At 65.8% G+C, this 20,364-nt stretch carries 21 protein-coding genes; 13 read left to right on the plus strand and 8 right to left on the minus strand.

What is annotated here, in order from left to right:
* Positions 1 to 9: 9 nt before the first annotated feature.
* The 3 genes from JOF43_RS22060 to JOF43_RS22070 are packed head-to-tail and all read left to right on the plus strand — an operon-like array spanning position 10 to position 4,181.
* Positions 10 to 564, plus strand: a complete 555-nt coding sequence (locus tag JOF43_RS22060; RefSeq protein ID WP_209905265.1) for a hypothetical protein — start codon at positions 10 to 12, stop codon at positions 562 to 564.
* Positions 565 to 616: 52 nt separating this feature from the next.
* Positions 617 to 1,663 carry a hypothetical protein gene (locus JOF43_RS22065; protein ID WP_209905266.1) on the plus strand — a complete coding sequence of 349 codons (1,047 nt, stop codon included), beginning with the start codon at positions 617 to 619 and terminating at the stop codon, positions 1,661 to 1,663.
* Position 1,664: 1 nt separating this feature from the next.
* Positions 1,665 to 4,181 (plus strand): ATP-binding protein, encoded by a 2,517-nt coding sequence (locus JOF43_RS22070; protein WP_209905267.1) that lies wholly within the window; start codon positions 1,665 to 1,667, stop codon positions 4,179 to 4,181.
* 257 nt (positions 4,182 to 4,438) lie between these two features.
* On the opposite strand, the gene JOF43_RS22075 is transcribed toward JOF43_RS22070, so the two are convergent.
* Positions 4,439 to 5,173 carry a hypothetical protein gene (locus JOF43_RS22075; RefSeq protein WP_209905268.1) on the minus strand — a complete coding sequence of 245 codons (735 nt, stop codon included), beginning with the start codon at positions 5,171 to 5,173 and terminating at the stop codon, positions 4,439 to 4,441.
* Positions 5,174 to 5,454: 281 nt separating this feature from the next.
* On the opposite strand from JOF43_RS22075, the gene JOF43_RS22080 reads away from it, so the two are divergent.
* From JOF43_RS22080 to JOF43_RS22090, 3 genes are read left to right on the plus strand one after another with little or no spacing between them, the layout of a single operon-like run.
* Positions 5,455 to 6,609, plus strand: coding sequence for a hypothetical protein (locus tag JOF43_RS22080; RefSeq protein ID WP_209905269.1), 1,155 nt, complete (start codon positions 5,455 to 5,457; stop codon positions 6,607 to 6,609).
* Positions 6,606 to 6,995 carry a hypothetical protein gene (locus JOF43_RS22085; protein WP_209905270.1) on the plus strand — a complete coding sequence of 130 codons (390 nt, stop codon included), beginning with the start codon at positions 6,606 to 6,608 and terminating at the stop codon, positions 6,993 to 6,995. The genes JOF43_RS22080 and JOF43_RS22085 overlap by 4 nt, the downstream gene beginning before the upstream one ends.
* A gap of 1 nt (position 6,996) precedes the next feature.
* Complete coding sequence (locus tag JOF43_RS22090; protein ID WP_209905271.1) at positions 6,997 to 9,186, plus strand: DEAD/DEAH box helicase; 2,190 nt, start codon at positions 6,997 to 6,999, stop codon at positions 9,184 to 9,186.
* 228 nt (positions 9,187 to 9,414) lie between these two features.
* Here JOF43_RS22090 and JOF43_RS22095 read toward each other — a convergent pair whose 3' ends face one another.
* From JOF43_RS22095 to JOF43_RS22120, 6 genes are all read right to left on the minus strand, one after another.
* Positions 9,415 to 9,924, minus strand: a complete 510-nt coding sequence (locus JOF43_RS22095) for a hypothetical protein (protein ID WP_209905272.1) — start codon at positions 9,922 to 9,924, stop codon at positions 9,415 to 9,417.
* On the minus strand, positions 9,917 to 10,291 hold the full coding sequence (locus JOF43_RS22100; RefSeq protein WP_209905273.1) for a helix-turn-helix domain-containing protein: 375 nt from the start codon (positions 10,289 to 10,291) through the stop codon (positions 9,917 to 9,919). The genes JOF43_RS22095 and JOF43_RS22100 overlap by 8 nt, the downstream gene beginning before the upstream one ends.
* A gap of 33 nt (positions 10,292 to 10,324) precedes the next feature.
* Entirely contained in the window at positions 10,325 to 10,867 is a 543-nt protein-coding gene (locus JOF43_RS22105) for a hypothetical protein (RefSeq protein ID WP_209905274.1), read from the minus strand.
* Positions 10,868 to 11,290: 423 nt separating this feature from the next.
* On the minus strand, positions 11,291 to 11,557 hold the full coding sequence (locus tag JOF43_RS22110) for a hypothetical protein (protein WP_209905275.1): 267 nt from the start codon (positions 11,555 to 11,557) through the stop codon (positions 11,291 to 11,293).
* A gap of 48 nt (positions 11,558 to 11,605) precedes the next feature.
* Positions 11,606 to 12,124, minus strand: coding sequence for a helix-turn-helix domain-containing protein (locus tag JOF43_RS22115; protein ID WP_209905276.1), 519 nt, complete (start codon positions 12,122 to 12,124; stop codon positions 11,606 to 11,608).
* 336 nt (positions 12,125 to 12,460) lie between these two features.
* The gene (locus JOF43_RS22120; RefSeq protein WP_209905277.1) at positions 12,461 to 13,603 is read right to left on the minus strand and encodes an ATP-binding protein; all 1,143 of its coding nucleotides are present in this window, start codon (positions 13,601 to 13,603) and stop codon (positions 12,461 to 12,463) included.
* A 158-nt stretch (positions 13,604 to 13,761) separates the two neighbouring features.
* On the opposite strand from JOF43_RS22120, the gene JOF43_RS22125 reads away from it, so the two are divergent.
* From JOF43_RS22125 to JOF43_RS22140, 4 genes are all read left to right on the plus strand, one after another.
* The gene (locus JOF43_RS22125) at positions 13,762 to 14,835 is read left to right on the plus strand and encodes a hypothetical protein (protein ID WP_209905278.1); all 1,074 of its coding nucleotides are present in this window, start codon (positions 13,762 to 13,764) and stop codon (positions 14,833 to 14,835) included.
* Between the two features lie 65 nt (positions 14,836 to 14,900).
* Positions 14,901 to 15,629: a hypothetical protein gene (locus JOF43_RS22130; protein ID WP_209905279.1), complete on the plus strand. Its 729-nt coding sequence runs from the start codon at positions 14,901 to 14,903 to the stop codon at positions 15,627 to 15,629.
* A 58-nt stretch (positions 15,630 to 15,687) separates the two neighbouring features.
* Entirely contained in the window at positions 15,688 to 16,887 is a 1,200-nt protein-coding gene (locus JOF43_RS22135) for a site-specific DNA-methyltransferase (protein WP_209905280.1), read from the plus strand.
* A gap of 219 nt (positions 16,888 to 17,106) precedes the next feature.
* A complete protein-coding gene (locus tag JOF43_RS22140) occupies positions 17,107 to 17,862 on the plus strand; it encodes a hypothetical protein (RefSeq protein ID WP_209905281.1) in 756 nt (251 codons plus the stop codon).
* On the opposite strand, the gene JOF43_RS22145 is transcribed toward JOF43_RS22140, so the two are convergent.
* Positions 17,843 to 18,853, minus strand: a complete 1,011-nt coding sequence (locus JOF43_RS22145) for an IS481 family transposase (RefSeq protein WP_209897794.1) — start codon at positions 18,851 to 18,853, stop codon at positions 17,843 to 17,845. The genes JOF43_RS22140 and JOF43_RS22145 overlap by 20 nt on opposite strands.
* A 320-nt stretch (positions 18,854 to 19,173) precedes the next feature.
* Between JOF43_RS22145 and JOF43_RS22150 the strand changes: the two genes are divergently transcribed.
* The 3 genes from JOF43_RS22150 (at position 19,174) to JOF43_RS22160 (ending at position 20,357) form a co-directional block, all read left to right on the plus strand.
* Complete coding sequence (locus JOF43_RS22150) at positions 19,174 to 19,326, plus strand: hypothetical protein (RefSeq protein WP_209905282.1); 153 nt, start codon at positions 19,174 to 19,176, stop codon at positions 19,324 to 19,326.
* Positions 19,327 to 19,428: 102 nt separating this feature from the next.
* Complete coding sequence (locus JOF43_RS22155; RefSeq protein WP_209905283.1) at positions 19,429 to 19,950, plus strand: hypothetical protein; 522 nt, start codon at positions 19,429 to 19,431, stop codon at positions 19,948 to 19,950.
* Positions 19,947 to 20,357 (plus strand): hypothetical protein, encoded by a 411-nt coding sequence (locus JOF43_RS22160; RefSeq protein ID WP_209905284.1) that lies wholly within the window; start codon positions 19,947 to 19,949, stop codon positions 20,355 to 20,357. Before JOF43_RS22155 ends, JOF43_RS22160 begins: the two co-directional genes overlap by 4 nt.
* Positions 20,358 to 20,364: the final 7 nt, after the last annotated feature.

Here is a 20,364-nt window from a genome sequence, read left to right on the forward strand (position 1 = left end):
GGAGCATTCATGAGCGAGCAGACCGTCCTCGACCCACCCGTCCAGGCAGATCCGCCCGAGGCACCTGACGACGCACCTGTAGTGCCGAAGCCCCGCAAGCGCCGGGCCCCCTCGGCGAAGAGTGCGGGCAAGCGGGGGCGTCCCTCGACCCGGACCGTGAAAGCCTCGCTACGACGCATCGCCGTGAAGGCCGAAGAGATCGCGGAGACGGACGATGACACCCGCCTCCTCGCCGCCGAACTCACCGGTGCCCCCTCGCCAGGCATCGCGGATCTGACGACCACGATTATGGCCGCGAAGACCTCCCCGCTCGAGGCAGCGGTCGCGGACCTCACGATCATCCAGGCCGGGTCCGTCCCCGAGGCCGTCGTGCACCTGGTGGGCATGTCCCAGCCGGAGCTGCAGGCACTGACCCAGCTCGTCGATGCGTTCTCTGACCAGGCGCTGCCGGGGGAGCTCCCCGCGAAGTCGACCGACGCGGCGCTAGTGCTCGTGGACCCGGTACGGGCAGCCCAGATTGACGACAGCGCCCTCCAGCGACTCCTCGCCCTGCTGGCCACGTGAGACCGCCGGCCAGGACCACACGCACGCTGAGCTGACAGGGAGAGGGATTCGGATGCCGACCAGGAGACGCCATCAGGTCGATGACCTGTTCGACACCGCCGAGGCCGTGCCGGACCTCTCCGCGCGAGCTCGGGGCATGCGCCGCTACCGCGCTGCACGCCGTGCCGTGTTCGCCAGCGTGATCCTGGCCCCGCTGAACGTGCTCGGCCTGATCCTCATGTTCAGCATCGTCCTGAACGGGGTCGAGACCACCGGGCCCGGGACCGCACAGGTCGAGGCGACCCAGACCGGCCGTACCCAGGCAGAACGCTCCCTGGAGCAGTGGCTCGCGGCCGACGAGTCCGTGTTCGCCGGCGCCGAGATCACCTCTTGGGACGGGACCAGCCACGTCGAGGCGGTCGAGGCGACTGCGCAGGACATCGGCTACCAGCTGATGACCCACGATTTCACCCTCCGCACCGCTGACGGGGTCTACTACCGGGCCGCAGTCCGCACTGCCTACTCACCATCGAAGGGAGTCAAGGTGCTGTCCACACCGACGGTGACGCCGCTGCCACCGAGCGCCGTCGCCGACTGGGAACCGACCGAACCCACCGAAGGATGGGAGACCACCGGCGACTCCGCGTCGACGACCGACGCGATCACCTCATGGGCACAGGCACTGGCCACCTCACCGAACGAACTCAAGCTCGCCACCCGCGACGAGGACCCCGCCCACGTGTACTCCACCCTCACCGGAGTGGACGTCACCTCGGTGTCGATCATCCAAGCCGTCTCACCCGTCAGCGATGACGGGGAGATGGACTCTTCTACTGTCGTCGCGACAGTCTCGGTTGAGCTCACCGATGCGGACGCCGAGGAGAGCACCGGGGAGGCCTCGACGACGGTGCAGTACGACGTGCTCGTGCGCGGCGCCGACACGGCCGCACCGTACGTGACCGCCTGGGGCGCGACCGGATCCGGGACCGGGCTGAGCGACTACGAGAATGCCGCCTCGCTGGACGGCGACGTCGACGACCCGACAACGGACACGTCGGCTGCTTCCGATGGTGGGGGAGAGACCGCCGAGCCGGCACCGACCACGGAAGGGCAGGAATGACATGGCGACCGCAACGATGAGAGACGTCCGCCTGGAGGACCACAAGGTCCCGAAGATGCCGACGGCTACGAGGGTCCGCTACGGCGACGGTCGCGTGCTCCCCGTCGGCGGCGGACTGTGGCTGTACCGGAAAGCACCCCTGGCACCCGTCAAGGACGCGAAGACCCATGCCAAAGCTCTTGAGGTCGGCGACCCGATTGCTGCCGCGATCGAAGAGCTCGCCGCCGAAACTCCGTATACGACCGCGCGCCGCTCGATGGCCCGCGCCCGCTACCGTCCCTTCCACCTCCTGCTGGTGAACCTGCCGCGCCGGTACTCGCCCCCGGAGGGCTCACGCCACGGCGAGACGCTGCAGCAGTGGTTCGGGGATGAGCGCACCCAGGACCGACTGCTGCTGATGGGCACCCGGCTGAACGACATTGTCGGCGGGGCTGATCGGAGCATCGGCGATGTCATCGACTCGGTCGCGACCTCGATGACGACCTATGAGGTGCCGATGGTCGACTACCAGCAGGACCTCGAGGACGTCGGCGACATGATGACCCGCTCCGGGTTCACCATTCCGACCCCGAAGGACTTCCACCTCGCCGAATCCTGGTGGGCAGCGGGCGGATCCACCGGCGCCTCGCTCCTACCCCACGCCGATCACCTGCACGTCTTCCGCACCGTCGCCGGGTCGCAGACAGCCGCCCGGCACGACGTCGACTCCTGCGCGTCCTGGCCCACAGGGATCGAAGGCCACCACGTGCTCCGCATGGGATCGGTCTACGGACTGGATCTGCCCTTCCAGGGTGCCGCGAACTCGCTGAGCACCTGGGCCTCGACCCTCCTGGACCGCGGCGCGGTGATGGTGTCGATCCGGGGATTGATCGAGCCGAGCCCGATCACGCGGAAGGAGCTGCGCCGACAGCGGGACCGTTACCTGCGCGACATCCGCAACGCGAAGGCCCAGGGCAAGCTCGATGACCAGCAGCAGGAGGAGATGGTCCAGACCCTTGAGCAGGTCGAAGGCGCTTACTCCACCGGGAAGGCATTCCCGACTCTTGTAGAGACGAGTGTGGTCGCGGCGTTCACCGGGCAGGGCAAGAAGCGCCTGGACACTCTCGGCAACGGCACCGCGTTCGAGGTCGCCCCGATGGACAACCGCCAGCCGCTCGCTCTCGCGGAGTCCTGGATTGGTTCCCCAGTGCGCGCGAACCCGAACCTGATGGATCTGCCGTCCTCGAGCGTGGCCTACTCGGGCATCGCCTCACTCGGGACGGTCGGCGACGCGCATGGCGCAAACGTGGGGTTCACGATCCGTGACCGACAGGAAGCGCTCATGAGCGCCACGGCCTCCTCGGACACTGACGTCTACCCAATATTCGGGTGTGTGGGCAGTAGCGGAGCGGGAAAATCGCAGTTCATGGCCTACTCCGCGTACCAGTACGCGCTCGAGGGCCGTCCCGTCATCGTCATCGACCCCAAGAAGAACAGCGACTTCTCGGAATCGTTCGGGGATCACGGGACCACGTTCTCACTCGACTCCTTCGCCGGAGGCTCCGGGGGCTTGGGCGGTGCCGGCGGTACGGGAGTGTTCGACCCGCTGCGATTCTCGAAGACCCCCGGCGACGGGATCAACACCGCCGTCTCGATGCTGCACGCGGTCAACGTCTGGCCGCACTCCACGCAGAACTTCGAAGCGGACCTGCAGGAGGCGCTGAAGTACGGAGTCACCCGCGGCGCGAAGGCCATCGGCACGACACTCGAGATCGCGAAGGCGGACGGGAAGGCGACTCCGGAGCTTGTCGATCCGATCCTTCGCCAGTCGAAGAACGACCCTCTGTTCGGTGCCATGGTCGGTCTGCAGGACGATGGGGAGGTCCTCAGCGCCGCCGAAGGCATCACCTACATCAAGGTCGGCAACGCCAACCTCGAGCTCCCGCCGATGGGTGTCGACCAGGCCACCCTCGGTCTGACGCAGAGAGTCTCTGCCGCACTCATCCGCATGATGGTCTTCGGATCCGCCGAAGCTCTCCGAGGACGCCGCGGTGTACTGATGCTCGATGAGGCCTGGGTGTTCCTCGGCGCCGGGGCTGAGGAGATGGAACGCCTCGGCCGGCTCGCCCGCTCCCTCGAGGTCTTCCCGATCCTCTTCACCCAGCGGATCTCCGACCTGATCGAAGCGAACCTCACCCACCACATCGCCCGCGGGATCATCCTGCACACGAAAGACCCCAAGGAAGCAGAGGCCGCGTTCCAGCTGTTCGGCGTCGAACCGACCCCGGAACGTCTACGGTTCACGACGGCACCGGAGCGCATCGGCAAGGGCGGAGCGAACTTCGGCAGCCGCAAGCCGCTGTTCGAGTACGACGACAAGGACAACCGCGTCCGCCTGATCCGCGGGGCCATCGGCCTGTACTGCGACCTCGACGACCGCGCTGTGGATGTGGAAATTAAGATCCCGCCGGACTTCCTGGCTAAGTCCTCTACCAACGCGTTGGACCGTGCGCGCCGCGAGGGCCGCATCGTGATCTGACCCATCTACCGATCCGGCTCCGCTTGGCGATTCTTGAGACGAACCCAGGCCATCTCGGTAGTCCTCTATCGGGCGCCCCAAGCTGCGCAGTTGCTGGCGACGAGGTTGCGACGACGTGGGAGTGGGCGCGTGGCGATCTGATCTTTGGGGGACTTCAGTCAACTGATCGTTTATCAGCCCCTCAGTGCCTCGCATATGGCCTCTTCACCGGACCAATCAACGGACAGGTCTTTCGGGACGCCCTGCCAGGGCCACAGCTATTCTCCCAGTCCGGCCGTGGGTGTGTCCGATGAGGTTTGATTTTGCGGCACCGCAAATGCATTAGTGATCGCGACGAGCAAAGCATCGTCGTCATCTGGGCGTCCCCAGGTGACGACCCCGTGGCGAGCCGTGCCGGGTGGCTTCCCCGAGGTCACTAGGAGGGAGCCAATGCCCGCCGGCCCTACCCGCTCCAATGACCGCAGCCACTGCGTTAACTGGTGGGTCGACGGCGGCTCGTCGGACCATTTGCATTCCACGCGCGCTATCGCTCCATCCCTCGAGCGCTGTACCTCGAAGTCAAACGGGCCGCTATTGGGCCCATCGGCCACCTGCCACTCTGCTCCGCCGATTCGCGTCAATGCCTCGCCCACGTCGGCTTCGTACTTCATGGCTTGATCCTGCCGCGAGAGGATCTGCTGTGTGGCGCGCCGCAACGGCGGAGGAAGGGCTACGTCTTGAACGTGATCACTAATGCGGGCCTTGACGGTTTCGGGTACTTCGGGATCGCGCAGGGTCTGTGTGACCGCGTCCGCCAGTGTCGCCTCCACGCCACCGGCCTTAAAGGCCGTGATCTGTTGACCGGTGTAGGCGACATACACGAATAGCGCGCCTACCCCGAATGCAAGGAGTGCGATCGATTCCATGTTCTCTAGGAGCCCCCATACGAGCACGGCAACCATGGCGAGGGCGCCACCAACGCCGAGCACCCATCGGACCGAGACCTGGTTCATGAGCTGAGTGTAGGGGTCGAAGACCCTCTTGACCACGTTAGGTTCTGCGAGCACCTGTAAGGCACCACATGGTTGCTCGGAGCGTGCCGGTGCGGGATTTGCCTGCGGTCCGCCGACGCTCAGTTGAGAAGAATTGCGTACGCACGGGGCTTGACCCTGAATGTGAGGCCTCATGAGTTTTACGGAGATCGCGCACGGCAGGTCACCGCGGGGTCCGCCAGACAGATCACGTGACAACTCGTAACGTCCCGTGAGGGGATTGCCTCGCCCACTGCGCTGGCATGAACCCGCGTGCCTACGTCCCCTCGGCGGCCTCCGGCCTGTTGGACGAGCGTGCCCGGATTCTCGGCCAGCAGTTCTGGACCGGGACGCTGACGCGGAGTGAGGCGGCCGCGAAGATCCTCTCGGCGGCTGTAGACAGCGGGGTGGCCCAGCTGATGTGCCACCGCCACCATGGCCGGCTGGCTGAGGTGTGGGGGAGTGACGAGGTCACCGCCGCGGTGACGTCCATGCTGGTCCGCTACGCCCTGGGACGCGCCGAGCATGACGGGCACTTGGACCCGGATCGCTTCGCCGATGGCAAGTTGTCGGCTGCGGGTTGGATCGGCAAGGTCATCGGTACCATGCGCACAACCCGGATCCTGAGGGAGATGTCCGTCGAGACCCGCGAGCTGGCCGCTCCGCTGGTACTCGAGCAGGCGGCGGTCGTTAGCGCGGAGGATGCGGTGCTGGCAGGGACTGTGCCCGAGGTCGATGAGTCCACGCGCGGTCTACCGGCGACCAGCGCGACGATCCGCTTGGTGCATGCCTCTGCGCTCCACCAACTGCTCGGTCTGCCGCCGCTGAGCCCGTGGAACCTCGCCGACGAACAGCGAGCTGACCTGCAGCACGAGCTCGAGTCCCGCCCTGATTCGCTACGCCGAGTACTCGCCGGGGAACTCGCGGGGATCGAAGGATCGGTGCGCGAGTCGGTCGGCCTGCTCTGGGCAGACTGGAACCGAGATGACGTGGCGGCGTTGCATGCGCTCACCACGTCCGAGCGGGACATCCCCCGGGTGCTGGCCAGTGCCGCGCTGCGACCACTGCCGCGACCTACTGCCCGGTCCGGCGACCTCGAACGGTTGCGAGCTCGCGCCCGCGACGGTGTCCCTGCGTCTGCAACCACCGTGGTCAGTGAGGCGTTCGAGGCGTTCCTGGATTGCCAGGTGGAAATCCACACGGACTTCGACCGGATTCGCCGCCGGCTCACCGCTACCGAGACCGCGCGACGGGATGCTTCCCGAGAGGCACTTCCCTTGCTGTTGCGGCGAGCCTCGTTGCAGGTCGGCGTCGATCACTTGGACCTGCTCTCGGGGCTGATTGCTCTGTTCATCGAGCCGCTGCCCGTCGCCGACCCCGCCTATTTCACCCCGACCTCTTGGAGGTTCCCAGCATGACCACTTCCTCGGCCCGCACCCGGTCCGCCACCGGCTCTGACCCGCGACGAACGCGCGCTGCGGCAGCGACCGCGACCAGGTACCTGTTGCCGTTGGCGACCAGCGTCGGAGGAGCGTCTTTGTGGCTGATCGTGATGTCAATGGTGACCGAGGCGACCGGCAGTTCACTGCTGGTCCTGGGTCTCGCGGGACTGCCTGGCGCTGTCGTCATGGGCATCTCAGCCCGGGAGCGGAAGCACTGGTATGAGTACGTCCTGGTGTGGATCGGGTTCTTCACCGCCGTGCCCCTGTACGGCATCGTCCTGCTAGTCGGCGGGTACGGGATCGTCCTCGCCCGGGCTTGGCGACGCCGCCGGCCCCACCCCACCGAGCACGTCGGGGAGTGACGTGCGCTTCGCAGCACTGGTCGGCGACCGACATCGGCCTCGACTGGAGTTCACGGTGCTGGCTGGGGGAGACCTCGCCGCGCTCCTGCACACCGTCGATGGCATCGACGTCGACGACGCCACGGGACGATGCAGCGCGACCGCCCCGACGTCTCGGATGCTCGAGGCGCTGGCCCGGGCGGGGATCGTGGTGGATTCGTACGAGTTCCCCGAGACGCTCGCGTCACTTCAGAACCCGCTCGTCCTCGACACCGGCGACGGAACGGCGCGCGTGTTCCCGCGCCTCGCCGCACGGGCCGACATCGCCTACGAGCTCGGCGACGACTCGGCCTTCGACCCCGACGCCGGCGCATTCATCGCACCGGCGTCGGCCGTCGCGGACTGGCCCGAACACCTGCTGCCGGATTCGCTTCGCGGACGCAGCACCGCGAGTAGCGCGAAGCCCGACGTCTCTGCTCCAATCGTCGGTCTGATCGAGGACCCACAGACCGTCACCGATGCGGTGCAGAACCTCGCCGGGTCGTCCGGAACAGACGGACACCAGAGAGAGATCGACATTCTCACGGATGTCGTCGGCGATGTGCCCGACTGGTTTGGCATGACCCCCTACCCCTACCAGCGCATCGGTGCCCTGTGCGTCGCTGCCGGCCGCCGACTCCTCGCCGACGTCCCGGGCCTCGGCAAGTCCGTCCAAGCCATCCTCGCCAGCGTTCTCCTCGGCGCAAGGCGGTGGATCATCGTGTGCCCACCGGTCGCGCAAACGAGCTGGGCCACCGAGGTCCAGCGCTGCCACGTCCCCGAACACCTAGAGGACGCCCCGATCGTGCTGATCCGGCCGGGCCGCAAGGTGCCCGAGCTCCCGGCCACCGGGATCGTCATCGTCACCGACTCCCTGCTCGCCGCCCCCACCCGGCGACCCCTGCTCGAGGACCTGAAGACCTGGGCCGCGGACGTGCTGATCTACGACGAAGGCCATCGGGCGAAGAACTGGCACTCTCGCCGGGCGAAAGTGATGCGTGAGCTTGCCGCCACCGTCACGGACCGCATGGTGCTGACCGGCACCCCGGTGATGTCGAACCCCGCCGACCTGCCGTCGCTGCTGGCGATCACCGGACAGCTGCAGCCCATCTTCGGCTCCCGCACCGCCTTCATGTCCCGCTACACCCGCACTTACGAGATCCCTGTCGGGCGGCAGACCATCGAGAAGGTCGTTCCGTACAAGCGCCTGCTTCCGGAGCTTGGACGGATCCTGCCCGAGCAGGTGTGGGTGCGTCGGACGAAAGATCAGGTGCTGCCGGACCTGCCGGAGAAGCAGTACTCGACCATGATCGTCGACGTCCCCACCACCGAATACCGCACCGCTACCCGCGACGTCCAGGCGAGAATCTCGGCTTATCTGCGCGAACGCACACGAGAGCTAGGAGAGGCACCATCGGAGAAAGAGATGCGTGCCTGGTGCTCGGACCAGATGGGCTGCGTGTCGATGCTGCGCCGCGCCGCCGGGCTCGCGAAAATCCCCGCCGCCGCCGAGTACATCGCCGACTGGGTTGATTCCACTAGCTCCGACGACGGTGAGGAGGTGGTGTTCGAGCGGCCGCTGATCGTGTGGGGGATCCACCAGATCGTCATGGACACCCTCGATGCGCACCTCGACCAGCTCGGCGTCCCGCACGCGGTCATCAACGGCAGCACCTCACTCACGCAGCGCGACCGCATCACCCGCGACTACCAGGACGGCAAGATCGCCGTGATCCTCGCGAACATCGTCGCCGCCGGCGTCGCCATCACCCTCACCCGCGGCTCCGACGCCCTCTTCGTCGAAACCGAATGGCTGCCCGACCTCGTCTCCCAAGCCGTGGACCGCCAGCACCGCATCGGTCAGAAACGCACCGTCATGGTCACGACCATGGTCGCCCCCGGCACACTGGATCACACCATCCAGAAAGTGCAACGCTCCAACATCGACGTGCTCGACCAGCTCGTCGGCGGCACCGGACACCACGTCTCAGTCGAGGAGGATGACATGACCTCCCTCGCCATCGGGGATGTCATGTGGGAGCTCGCCGAGCCAACGTGGCGGAAGTTCCTCCGGTCCGTCAGATGGGGAGAATCGCACGAAGGGGGAGTGCACGACCGAAGCTCACTCACCCGGCAGGTGCGGCATCGGTGCTCAGCCACTTCCGAGTGCTGAGTATCCAGAGCAGGGTGCCATGCGCAACGAGTGCGGTCGCGTGCTCTGCAAAGTTGCTGCAATCCAACCAATAGTTGTTTACGGCGAAATGGACCACCTATCGGTGACGATCCTGTGAGAAGTGCAGCTCGGAAGCGACGCGGCCGCCTGGTGCGCACGCCTCTCCGGAGTCGGTGTCTTCTCGGATTCATCTATGACCCACACAGAATCTAGAAAGATCTACACGCGTTAGTCTTCGGTGTTAAATTTTTCGTTCGTAAAGCTGACATCACCCTGGCGGATCGTGGGGAGCAGAAAGCTCGTGCCGACGGTCCGCTGCGTCAGGTTGCCGACAGTCTCCCGAATATATGGGTAGAGGGTCATCACGCCGACCTTGTCGGCAAAGTCGACACGAGCCGCCTCAGACGCGACGAAGGCCTCATTCGCCTCGAACTCTGCGGAGACGTCTAGGGAGACGCGCCAGGTCTCCTGCGACGCAGTGAACTCGATGCGGACGCCGATCAATCGCCCGCTCTGGCGCGTTCTCAGGCCGATATCTACCGCGATATCGGCACCCTCTTCGTCGTCATCCGCGGTCAAGTCGCCGACTGAGGTTTCGTTCTGGCTTGAAGCGTCATCCGCCTCGACGAGCTCCGCCGAGATCTTGAAGAATCGGACGTCGCGGAGTACAGGCGCCGGCCCGCGCACAATCTCCTCCGCGCTCTGTAGCTCGGGGCCAGTGGCTTCTTCTTCAGGCATAAGTGAGCTCCGAGAACCGCGCCCGGGGCGCAGATCGTCGCGGGGTCCGAAGGCGCACACTCCGCTCGACAGGATCGGACCAGTCACTCGGGATGCCATTACCGCAGTCGTCGATGACGCGAGTGTGCAAGACCGCGTCAACGGCCATGGCGTAGCGCTGGATCGTGGCCAGGGTTGGGTTGGAGTCATAGTGCTCGAACGCTGCAACGGTGGGCTGACTGACGCCCATACGCTCAGCAACGTCCTTCTGCGTGAGGTCGTGCTCGCGGCGCAGCGCTATCAGAGACTTCATAAGTTCGTCGCGATCTTCGACGAGCCGTTCCGCCCGCTGCTCGAGCCGGTCCGCATCAACGTGGGGTGCTGACATAGATTGGACTCTATATCCCTTGCTAGCTGATGATCAACCTGCGGTGCGTCTCTTCACGCCCCAATGGCGCGGGGCTGCCTCGACGTAGATGCTGGCCGCTGTGTCGATCTCCACGTCCTGGGCCCGCTTGATCTCGTCATCTGTGCCCCAGTACTGCTTCTCGTGGGCGTGCAGACCGATGAAGCTGAGGCTTAGCTCGTGAGGCTCGCCGTGGATGAGTCTCACCTCGACGTCGAAGAAGCGTTCAGGGCTGCCGTCTTCGGGGCGCTCGCGTACATGGATGGCGCTCCACCGGATCTCGTAGAGGGGAAGCCGACCGTTTCCTAGGGGTTTGAGCTCCTCAGGTGGCTCGAGTTCGCCCCGAGCGGCCTTCTCAATCCGCTTCTTGAACCCCGCCTTCACCAATGCAGTGTTCTGCGGGGACCACAGTCGGACACCGGGGATGCTGATCGCCGCGATGAGCGCTTCGACGGCCTGCGAGATGTGGTCTGACTCGTCTTCTGAAGGGTTGTCCACCCAGTGGAAGTTGACCTGGACGCCCAGGCAGACATTTGAGCGCACCTCAGACCAGTCCATGCAGCGATTGTATCGACGCGTTCCGACGTTCGGGAGGCGAATGCTTTGGGGCCAAGTGGACTGACGAGACCGAGGGGCGCGACTTGCTCGGTGAGGCGTGGGCGGAACAGGCTAAGACCTCAACGTCCATTCCACCGATGTCCTTGCAGGCGGGTCGCACCGTCCCTCGGCGGGCTCCGATGGACGCCCTGTAGGAAAGACGTCGAGCGTCGATCTTCGGGAAGGCCTATTCCTTGTCCCGGTGAGTGATGAGCGCCGGAGGCGTACATCATGAGCCGGAAGCTCAACGTCTCGCAGAGGGCGGTTCTCGAAAGGCTCTGCACGTATCCAGAGAGGCCGCCTTCGTCAGAGACCTGGAGGCACGCGACCCGGGCGCTTGAGGGAGGTGGGCTAGTCCCCGTCTCCAGTGTCGGCCAAAATTGCTCAGCGCTGCTCGTGTCGGCCGATACATGCTGGAGTACGGCGAATATCCAGAGAGCAGTGCGGGCAGGCGTTGGATGCCTTCGGCATCGTCGCGATCAGCCGGTCCGATCGTGCCTCTGCATCGGCATCAGGAGTCCCGCGTCGGATCAGCTTCTGGGCTTCGTGGTGGACCAGCTCGTCGAGGATCGCTGAGCTCCGCAGCGGTCGGTAGGTGCCCTCGACAGCCAGGGACAGCAGGAAGTCCCGCTGCAGGGTGGGCCACAGCACGCTGGTGTCGAGGACGGCGGCAAATATCTGGCCAGTATGTCAGCGGGCTCAGCGACCTCGACGCGCGGCGGTCACGGCCTTCCGTGCTGACTTGAGATCGTTCAGCACCTCGTCGATGTCGTCCGACTCGTTGACATCGACTGACAGGGCCTCGATCGCCGCGTACTGGTCCCGTCGTCGCTGCTCGCGATAGTCCAGGACATCGGTGAGCGCCAGGCGCCTGTGCGCGCCGGATCTCGTGAAAGGCAGCTTGCCGTTATCGAGCGCCTTGATCAACGTCGGCCGACTGATGTCGAGCAGGTCGGCGGCCTGTTGAGTGCTCAGCGTTTGCGAGGTCGGCGAGATCGTGACTGACAGACCCTTCTGCATTGCGTCGACGACGCGGAGAAGGACACGGTAGACCTCCTCGGGAAGCTCGACCGGATCGTCGGAGCCGCCGCCGACGAGGTAATGGCGGGGGACGGGTTGCGTGGCCTCGTCCGCGGTGAGCAGTTCGTAGACGCGACCCAGCTGGTGTACGTCGCTCTCGGTATGCGTGGACGATGCCAGGATGCTTGCGGCGGCCATGGAGAACTCCTCAACTACAGGTAACGCAATAGGTTGCGTCTACTGCGATTGGGTATAGCGGTCTGATATTTACCGGGGGGAAGGACACCGAACTTTGGCGCCACGCCGCCGACAGTTCGACGTCGTCTCAAGCCGTCGACCGGCAGCACCGCATCGGTCAGAAGCGCACCGTCATGGTCACGATCATGGGCCCCCACGGAACCGTGGACCACACCATCCAGAAATGGTCGCTCCAACATCGACGTACTCGACCAGATTGTCAGCGGCACCGGCCACCACGTGACGGAGGACGAGACGGACATGAACTCCCTCGCGATTGGCAGCGTGAGTTCAGGGTCAGCGGTCCTCGAGCGAGATGACGTGCTCGATGAACCCTGGGGCGGTGAACGACAGCAGCCCGTGACCGGCGATCTGGATGATTCCCTTGTCCAAGAGCGACTGCCGCACGGTACCCAGTGCCCCGCTTGTCACGCCGAGGGCTTTGGCGATGTCGGCTCGGACGACGTCCACGCTTCCGAGGTGGGCCATCGCCGAGAGAACCTCCCGCTCACGGGGTGACGCCTTCGACCATCGGGCGCGGTGCAGCGCTGACATGTCCTGGTTCACCGAGTTCTGGGCTTCATCGAGGGACTCGGCACCGATGACGCCTCCTCGGTCAGGGGAGCCCGCTGCCTGCCACATGGCATCGCCCCACAGCTGGACTGCGTACGGGTAGCCCTGGGAGCGCTGGACGACTTCCTGAAGAGCGGGTGTCTCCCAGCGGACGCCGAGGTCTGTCGCGGGCTGGGTGAGCGCCTCACGCACTTCGTGATCCTCCAGGTCTCGCATCGTGCGGAACTGGAAGCGTTCGGCGCTGGTGACTGCTGCCGTGACGACGTCGGCAGTGTGGCTGAGGCCCGCGGCGACGAACACTGCTGGCGTTTTGCTGCCCTGGAGTTCCTGCCACGCATAGGCGATCGTGCGCAGGCTCTCTTCATCGGCGTCCTGGAGCTCGTCGACGAGGACTGCGATGCCCTTCAAGCCCTGGTTCAGGGCTTCCTTCGACATCTTCTCGAGGAGCTTGCGGAATGCTCTCGTCGCCTGGGGAGAGGACACGCCCGGGCTGGTCTCCGCGGTGACTTGTGCGATCCCGGGGACGCCGAGGGTGACCGAGAGCCGGTCCAGCCAGTCGCTCGTGGCGCTCGGTGCTCCCCACTCGCCCACGAGCGTGCGGGCTTCATCGGCGATCACTGCGGCCAGTGGGCCGTTTCCGGCGGTGACGTAGAGCGGTGCGAGGCCGAGCAGGATGGCGTCTTCTTGGACGCGTCGCAGGAGGCTGGTCTTTCCGACGCCACGTGGGCCGACGTCGACCCTGATGCGGCCGGAAAACCTGCCGTGCAGTGCGGGAAGGGTCAGCATGCCGCCGATTTGCTGCAGCTGTGCCTCACGGCCGGGGACCTCTCGGGCGACTTCGCCGGGGGTGTACGGACTCAGCTGCATCTCGACTCCTACATATGCCTACAGATAGCTTCAAGTGTAGGGAAGTGTCTGACGAACGAAGGGCTCCCTTGGGCTCTGTGGATACCCGGCAGTTGCAGGGCCCCTGTACAGCCTTCGCGGATGTCCTGCGGGCGCGGCGCCTCGCCCACTGGCTAGTCATGAGGACGAAAGCCGAGAAGGGCAGGGCCCGCCACCGCGACATCATCACGCGTTACAAGCGCAACGAGCCCGCTTGCCCGAGCGCCCACCGCGCACCGAACGCCGTAGTGGTCCTGGTGCATCCCGAGCCGGAGGCGATCCGGTTTCGGGAGGTGGAGCAGGAGCGGGTTCATGATCGCGAGACGCTGCTGGGGGCGTGCCGGCGCGTGTTCGATCTGCAGGCCCGGGCGTGGGCGTACTCGAGCCGCCACCGCGAGGACCTCGTCCAGGACTCGTGCGTGATCGCGATGTCGAAGATCGTGCGCGCCGAAGCCGAATGCCCCGGGGCGGAGGCTCTGGTGCCGGAGGGGCTGGTGTACAACATCGTGCGTGGCGCGATGAGGCACCGTTCCGAGGGTGATGGCCGGTACATGGCTACCGAGTCCGGGCAGGGACGCGAGATCCTGATGGGCCGGTGGGAGGAGCACGTGAAGGCCGGTGGGATCGAGTCGATGAAGCGGTTCGAGGAGATGGCCGACCAGGTCCGGTCCGCCTTCCCGATCGGGCGCCGCCCGACCCGCGGCTACCACCTGGGTCGACTCGAGCAAGCCCACGTGTACGCACGGGAGCTGGCCGAACTCCAGGCCCGCCGCGACCAGGATCCCGACCCCACCGCCACGGCGGCGTTCGCCCGCGACCCGGAGACGTGCCCGATCGACCTCACCGAGTCGATCGCACGGCTCGTTGAGAAGCGCGCCGCACGAGGACAGTCCATCGGGCAGCTGGTGACGTTCGCGTACCGGCTGCCGACACCGCGCGGCAGTGCTGCGGTCCGGCGTGGCCGCGAGGTCGCGGAATACGTCCTCGAGCAGTACGGCGACCACGTGGACGCCCACGCAGCGGCCGCGCTGTGGCGGCACCGAGGCTGGTCACCGCTGGAGACCGTGTTCGCCATTCGCACCATCGAGGATCGAGACGTCGTGCTCACCGTGCTCGAGCGGCTCGATGGCGACCAGGCCGATGCCTTCCTCCACTCTGTGCTCGAGGACTTGGCTACTGGGGTCACGTACCTGCGCCGACCCTCTGCCGCGTGAGGAGTGGGGCCCCGCCCACTTGACGGGGACAGACCAGTGCGGCGACAGCAGATGGAGGCAGGATCATGACGATCGCCAAGAAGGACACCGAGACGGCCGGGGCTGTACGGAAGGCCTCGGGTTCCGCAGGGCACCGACCGGAGGGAGGAGCTCTCCGGAAGGATTCGAGTTTCGGGGGGAGCCGACCGAAGGGAGGTGCCCCCCGGAAGAAGGACACGGGGGAGCGGGGCAACGGCGGTCAGTTCGGTTCGCTGGCGCGGACGGACGCCGACATCGCAGTGCTGACGCCCGATCCCGTCGAGGGGATGCGGGCGCAGGGACGGTCTGGGAAGCTCATCGCCAACCTGTGCGACGAGATCGACACGGAACGGGACGGGTACGCAGGCGCGCTCGAGGTCGCGGCCGCGGACGGGCCCCGCGAGTACTACCTGCGCCCGGACGGGCCCGACAAGATCCACGTCGAATACCTCCACAACCAGGACAGCAACGACGGCACTCTGTCCCAGGCCTCGTTCGATCTGAGCACCGGGAAGGCCAACTTCATCTACGACTTCGAGGAGACCTACCCGGGCATCGGGAACGACGCCAGCACCGAGGCACGATTCGATCCCGACGGGGATCCGAAGCAGATCTCGCAGCTCATCCAGGAGTTCTCCTTCGATGATGGGGGAGCCGAGGACCAGATCAAGGAGTCGTTCGAGGACCCCGATGAAGCGGCTCGCGACGCCTACCTCCGCGGCATCGGCGTGCGCCGGCACAGCTACGTGACCGCGCCTCGTCCGCTGCACTGGTGACCGGCCGGAGCACCGGCACATCGCAGATCGGGTCTGCCCCCGCGCACTGGGAAGGGGTATGACCACCACAGCGCCCCATCCCGTCCACATCGGCGACAACCTCGACGTCCTGCCACACCTGGAGGGCCCCTTCGACCTGATCTACCTCGACCCGCCCTACAACACCGGCGGCCGGGTCGTCACCGGCTACACCGACAGGTTCGAGGACTGGACCGGCTTCATGGCACCCCGCCTGGCCCACCTCCCGCGCCTCCTCGCCGAGCACGGCATCGTGATCGCGTCCATCGATGACCGGGAGATCCACCACCTCCGCGTCCTCCTCGACGACGTTCTCGGCGCCGGCAACCATGTCGGGACCGTCGTGTGGGACGGGTCGACCATCAACTCCTCCCACCTCCTCAGCGTCTCCCACGACTACCTCGTCATCTACGCGAAGAACCACGCCGCGCTCAAAGCCTCCGGGACAATGTGGCGCCAGCCGCGGGATGACGCCCAGGCCATGCTCGATGCCGCCGCGACAGCCTGGCGAACGGCAGCCGGCGACCGGGCCGTCGCGCAACAGCGCTTCCGGGCCTGGCTGACACCACGGCGCTCCAGCTTGCCCCGGGGCCTGACCGAGTACGACCGCATCGACGAGACCGGAGCGCTGTACCGGGTCGGCGACCCCGGCGCCCCCTCCGTACAGGCCAGCAGGTCCTTCCGCGAGCTCACCCACCCGAGAACGGAACTCCCCTGTCCGGTGCCGAAGCGGGGGTGGCGGATGAACGACGCGTCGATGGACCGCATGCTCGAGACCGGACTGATCGAGTTCGGCCCCGACCACACCACCCAGCCAAAGCTCAAGCGGATGCTGGCCGACAACGCTACCGCCGTACCCCGCTCCGTGTTCCGCCAAGAACGTGAAGGAGCCCGGCACCTCGCCGGCATCGACGGGGTCGGCGAGTTCCCGTTCCCGAAGGACCTCGCCGTGCTCGCCCGCTGGTTCGACACCGTCACCGGGCCGGACGCACGAATACTGGATCCGTTCCTCGGCTCTGGCACCAGCATCGAGGTGGCGATGGCGCTGAACCTCGCAGACGGCGGCACCCGGCAGGTCACCGGGATCGCGCTCGATGAGGGTGGGATCGTGCAGGATGTGCTGGTCCCGCGCCTGCGCCACTGCGAAAGAACCTACGGACAGACGGTGTCATGGAGTGGGACCAGTTCGTCGTCGCTTGCCGGCAAGCGTCCGAAGAGGGGTAGCGAATCGGCGGCATGACGGCCGGGACAGTCTCCGAGCGTCGGAAGTACGGCATACCTCCTCAGCTCCGACCCCAGGCTGTGCTGGTCGTCGTCGGCCGTCAAGGAAGTCAATCTCTCCGTCAACACGCTGAAGTTGACGGCTAGCGAAGAAGGGAAATGTCTGCCCCAGGGCCTACGGTGAGGGAACATCAACGGCATTGCGCGACGGCCATGACAACTCACAGAGAGCAGGACCATGACGAGTCCGGACCGCACGTTCCCCTACGACGCGTTCTACGATCATTTCGACCGCTCTGCACTGCTGGCGATGCTCAAGAGCGCAGGACTCTACCTAGACGACATAGACGATCTGACTCGCGCAGAACTGATAGACACCATCATCGACAGCAACATCGAGGCCGAGTACGACGCGGAAGAGATGGGTGACGACTACCCGTTGCGGCGTCCGACTCAGCCGCAAGACCTTTCGACTCTTCGTGAGATCACTCGGGGCGACGGGAACCACGTGTACTGGTGTTGGATGGACGATTGGGAAGTTGCCGTCGAAGCGCTCGTCGGTGACTTGACGGAGGTCTCCTGGGGTCTCCCTGCGGAGGTTCGAGCGGGTGATGTGGTCGTGACGGCCGTGAACTCGGAGCCGAGCCTCGTGGCCTGCGTGGAACAAGTCAGCCGCGTCGATGGTGGGACTGTGTTCGTGGAACCTCGCTGGACGATCGACCAAGCGGTTCCGGTGCGTCGGTTGGAGAGAGGGGTCGGAGCGCTGCTTCCTCACGCCACGACGGTATTGGCGGACGGGACGGGAGATGCACTCCTCGATCTACTGGGCGACATGCTCGAGCAACCGAAACCCACATTTGTCGTCGCTGGTAATTGCAACACCGACGGGCGCAAGAATATGGGATCCGCGGTTCATGCTCTCCGTATCCTGCAGGACAACGAAGTGACGTGTGCAGCCTGTGGTGCTGACGGTGTTAGCTGTAGTTGGTCATGACGTTGTCGACGCCGGTGTGAAGTCGTGAGGCCGGGGGCTGGTCGCCGCAGGCGGTGTGGGGTCGGTGGAAATTGTAGTGATGGACCCAGATCGCGATCGCTTCGCGCCGCTCGGTCTCGGAGCCGTAGGGGCGGGCGTAGAGGCACTCCTCGGCCAGGATCCGCTGGTAGCGCTCGATCTTGCCGTTGTGGCGAGGTGTGTAGATCCTCGTACGCTGGTGCCGGGAGATGAAAGCGCAGGTCGATCGCCGAAACGCTGAGGCGGTGTAGTTGCTGCCGTTGTCGGTGACCAGCCGCGTGATCCAGGTGATGCCGTGCGCGGCGAAGAACACGCGGGCGCGATGGAAGAACCCGATGGTCGTGATCGCTTTCTCGTCCTCGAGCGACTCGGTGTAGGACAGGCGGGAGAAGCCGTCCTCCATGGAGTGGAGGTAGGTGTAGCCGACCTTTTGCTTGTGGGCGCGCTTGCCGGCGAGGGCCAGTTCGCTGCCACGACCATGGGCCCGCCAGCCGCCGCCGTCGGGAATCTGACCGACCTTCTTGACGTCCATGTGGACTATGTGGCCGGGGTAGCGGGCGGTGATCTTCCCTGGTGAACGCAGGTTCTCACCGTCTGGGGTGATATCGCGGATCCGGTTCAAGCCGAGGCGGTCCAGCCACCTCGTCACCGTCCTCACGCAGCACGCGAACCCGTGGCCGTCGGCGAGCTCGCGGGCGATCCGGCGCGCGGACCACTTCCTCTTCCGCCGCCAGGACTCGATCAGCTCGAGCACCCAGATCGGGAGGCGGGTGGGGCGGTTCGCCGGCGCGCTGGAGTGGTCTTGCAGGCCTGGGTCGCCGTGCTCGCGGTAGCGGCCGACCCATTTCGAGAGCGTGGTGCGAGCGATGTGAAACTCGGCCGCGACGTGGGCGATCGGGCGACCGGAGTCGATGACCTGCGCGACAGCTCGCTGCCTTCCAACGACGGTCAGCGGCGCATTACGGTGGTGCATGGAACGGGCCTCTTCCTGCGAGACGGTTGCTTAGACACCACCCATCGTGCAGTCCAGGGGCCCGTTCCTTCATCCCATACGCCGTGACCACAACGTCATGACCCGCAACAGTTAGCTTCGAGCTGCACTACTTCCGTCCAAGGCATTTTGATCTTCAACTGGAGGTCCAGGACCAGCTTGACGACGCTGCCCAGCTGTGCTCCGATTGCCACCGGATGTGCCACTCACCGAGCCTGAAGAGGCTCCGTGACTTCGTGCGTCCGATGCCGTTGAAGTGCCCTGAATGCGGAGCGGGCAATCCGCGAGAGCATGTCTGGGGAATGCCTGCCGATCCGGACATCTTCGAGTCTGACGACTTCGTCATCGGCGGTTGTGTGCTTCCGGGCGGACCGGCTCCTGAGTATCAGTGCCGTGCCTGCGAGACGGACTTCAGCGTCGTCCGCACCATGGATATGTCGGAGCCGCAGTTCTGATCTGCGCCTTCAAGCTACGACGTCGCCACCGGCAGCTGTCGGAGTTGAGCTGCAGCAGGTGTCTTTGTCCCACGAGGTGATGGGCGCGCCCACTGCGGCCGCATGAACGATGTTCCTACGAACGATGCCGTGTTTTCCATGAACGCGGCCCTGAACTCCGCCCTGCTCACCCTCGACGCCGGACGGGTCGATACCGCGCCAGGCCTTGAGCAGGACGGTGCCTACCTGTACGCCCGAGGCCTGCGCCATGAGGTCCTGGCCAACAATCGCGGCATCTCCGAGCTCTTCGCGCCGTACCTGATTGCCGGGATCGTGTTCGCCGGACTCGAATCGCGCAGCATCCCCCACCACCCACAGGAACTCCTGGCGAGCATCGAGTTCGTCTGCCTCGAGGAGACCTCGTCCTGGGACCCGCGGCTCCTCTATGCCCGGATCCTCCAGCGCATGTCCGAGCCAGACCTGACCCGGGCCCTCGTGCTCGTGTGCGCGGGGATGCTGTCCGGGATCGCTGATGTCGTGGGCACCACGCCCGAGGACCGTGCCCGCGAGCACCGGTGGGCGTTCAGCGAAGACATGGTCACCAGCGTCGACTGGGACGCACTGCTCGGCAGGCAGCAGCCATGACCGGCTTCACCATCCAATGGGCGCTCGAAGACCACCTCACGAACCGGGCCCGCGCCGTCCAACACGCCCTGGTCATCCTGCAAGCAGCGAAGGTCACCACCTGGGACGAACTCGCCCACATCCTCAAGACCGACCCGGACCGTGCAGCCGAGATCCGCGCCGGCGTGAACCTACCGCTCCACGACCTCGAGAACCTCGACGCCCACGAACAGACACTGCGCGGCCTGCGCCGACGAGTCGGCACCCGAGCCGCCGTGGTCACCACAATCCTCGAATGCGGCACCTGCCAGCGCTGGGGATACATCGCCGGCGGGGCCCCGCCCAAGAACTGCCCCTGGACCACCCGCTGCACGGGAAGCGTCGCGAAGATCGGCCCACCCGACGCTGTCCTGCGGGTCCGCTCCTGATCACTCG

The sequence above is a fragment of the Brachybacterium sacelli genome, assembly GCF_017876545.1.
Classification (GTDB): Bacteria; Actinomycetota; Actinomycetes; order Actinomycetales; family Dermabacteraceae; genus Brachybacterium; species Brachybacterium sacelli.